The 2,451-nt window shown below is 76.1% G+C and carries 3 protein-coding genes; all 3 read left to right on the forward strand.

Annotated features, from left to right (window positions below; genetic code table 11):
- A partial coding sequence (locus MNZ39_RS23860; protein WP_242341573.1) for a porin occupies positions 1 to 1,000 on the forward strand: 1,000 nt, incomplete at its 5' end.
- 7 nt (positions 1,001 to 1,007) lie between these two features.
- A complete protein-coding gene (locus MNZ39_RS23865; RefSeq protein WP_242341574.1) occupies positions 1,008 to 1,694 on the forward strand; it encodes a VTC domain-containing protein in 687 nt (228 codons plus the stop codon).
- Between the two features lie 3 nt (positions 1,695 to 1,697).
- Positions 1,698 to 2,451 (forward strand): dTMP kinase (gene tmk / locus MNZ39_RS23870; protein WP_242341575.1); only part of this gene is annotated, 754 nt, incomplete at its 3' end.

The raw sequence follows: 2,451 nt of genomic DNA on the forward strand, positions 1-2,451 counted from the left end.
GAGGCCGGTGCCGCTCGCGAGCGTGCCGCGCTCGCCGCCGACGCCGCCCGCGGCCGCGCCGCCTCCCGCCCAGACTCCCGCCGAGCCGGCGCGGGGGACGCGCATCACGGTGCCGCTCGACGTCGAGGTGCACGGGCGGCTCTACATGGGCGTCGCGGCCGACGAGCGCGACGACTGGACGCGCCGGCTCGACATGTCCTCCGCCCGCATCGGCATCGAGGCGCGCCTGCCCGGCGTGCTCACGGTGCTCGAGGCGGACGTCGCGTCGAAGACGCCCATCAAGGACGCGTACGCGCGCCTCGACGGACCGTTCTCGACGCGCCTGCAGGCCGGGCGCTTCAAGGCGCCGTTCTCGGCCAGGCAGCTCGAGTCGAGCTGGAAGCTGCCGCTCGTCGATCGCGGCCTCGTGAACGGCTACCTCGTGAAGGACAACGAGCTCGGAGGTCGCCGGCTCGGCGCGACCGCCGGGATCCGCCCCTGGCGCGGCCGGGTCGAGCTCGCCGGCGGGGTGTTCGCCGGCGAGCGGAGCGCGTTCGGCGGGGAGAACCGCGCGCAGGACCTCGCCGGTCGCGCGTCCGCGCGCCCCTGGAAGCCCCTCGAGCTGGGCGTGACCGCGTACCGCGCAGGCTCGAGCGATCCGCTCGTGCCGGTGCGCCAGGCCGCGAGCGCGTACGCGCAGCTCTCCGGCGGGCCGCTCGACGCGAGCGTCGAGGGCTTCGGCGGGAAGCTCGACGCCGGCGCCTTCACGGCGGGGACCGCGCTCGTCGGCTGGACCTTCAAGCTCGGGGAGGCGAGGCGGCTGCGGGTGACCCCCGTCGCGGGCGCGGAGGTGCTCGAGCTGCGCGGGACGACCCGCGGGGTCGGGTACTCCGCCATCGCAGGGGCGGTGCTGGCGTGGACCGAGGGACTCAAGGTGAAGGTTCAGGGAGAGCGCGCGCGCCGTCCCGGCGACGAGGTGCCCGGGAACGCGCTGGCGATGCAGATCGCCACGAGGTTCTGAGGACCCGATGATCAACCAGGCGTTCGCCGAGACCGGCATCACGAACCTTCGCAGGGAGGTCAAGCTCCTGCTCGACCCGGACGAGGCCGAGTCGGTCGCCGGCGCGCTCGCGCGGTACGTCGCCCCGCTGGAGAGCCGCGTCGTGTCGGTCTACTTCGACTCGCCGCGCGGGACGCTCGCGCTGCGCGCCGCGGCCTCCCCGGACGACTGCGTGAAGGTCCGCGCCAAGGCGTACGCGCCCGATCGGAGCGACGCCCCCGGGCGCGTGGTGCTCGAGGTGAAGCGGGAGCGCGCCGGGATCACGAGCAAGGAGCGGATCTGGCTCCCCCGCGGCGAGGTGCGCAGGGTGGTCGCCCGCTCGCTCGCCTCCGCGTTCGGGGCGCTCTCGCCCGTGGTCGCGACGTCGTACCGGCGCCGCGTGTACCAGGCCACCGCGCACTGGCGGGTGACGCTCGACGACGCCCTCACGTTCCACGCGGCGAGCTGGTCGCTCTTCTCGGCGGAGGCCCCGCCCTGGCACGGCACCCTCGGACCCGCGTTCGGGGCCGAGCCGCGCGTCGTGGTCGAGCTGAAGTTCGGGCCGGAGGGGCTGCCGCGGTGGCTCGCTCACCTCGGCCGGGCGCGCGGCACGACCTACTCGAAGTTCGCGGCGGCGATCGGGCGCGGCGCCGACGACCGCTCCACGGGGGCATGACGGGTGTTCGTCTCTTTCGAAGGCATCGACGGCAGCGGCAAGACCACCCTCTCGAACCTGGTCTGCGAACGGCTGCGGGCGGCCGGTCACGAGGTCCTGCACGCGCGCGAGAAGGGGGTGCTCGCGTCCGGCGTGGCGCGGCGCGTCCGCGAGCTGACGCGGGACGCGCGCCTGCTCGAGATGTCGGCCCGGACCGAGCTCTTCCTGAACCTCGCGCGGGAGACGCAGCAGCTCGACGAGATCGTGCGGCCCGCGCTCGCGGACGGCCGGCTCGTCGTCGCCGACCGCAGCCTCCACTCGCTCGTCGCGCTCTCCGCGGCGGGGCGTGGGCTGCCGCGGGACGAGGTCGAGGCGGCGGTGCGCGTCGGCGCGGGCGGCACGTGGCCGGATCTCGTCGTGCTCGTCGACGTCGATCCGGACCTGGCGCGGCTCCGCAAGCGCATCGGCAAGATCCTCGAGGGCCGCGACGGCGACGCCGAGTCGCGGAAGGGTCTCGCCGGCGCTGGCCTGCAGGTGCGCGTCCGGCGGCACCTCCGGGCGGAGGCCGAGCACGACCCGGCGCGCTGGATCGTGGCGTCCAACGAGGGGCGGCCGCTCGCGGCGCTGGCCGACGAGGTGACGGACGCGATCCTCGCGCGCCTCGCGCCGAGGACCACGCACGCCGCGCGGGCGCGCCGGGCCTCGGCCGGCGCCCGTGCCGCCGCGCTCGAGGCGGAGGCCTCGCCGGAGCGCGTCGGCGAGCGGTTCCGCGCCGCGA

The organism is Anaeromyxobacter sp. SG66 (genome assembly GCF_022690805.1).
In the GTDB taxonomy this organism is placed as follows: Bacteria; Myxococcota; Myxococcia; order Myxococcales; family Anaeromyxobacteraceae; genus Anaeromyxobacter; species Anaeromyxobacter soli.

What these genes read in the sequence shown, in the direction of transcription:
- MNZ39_RS23865 (WP_242341574.1), top strand. Translation starts at nt 1,008, where the DNA reads ATGATCAACCAGGCGTTCGCCGAGACCGGCATCACGAACCTTCGCAGG.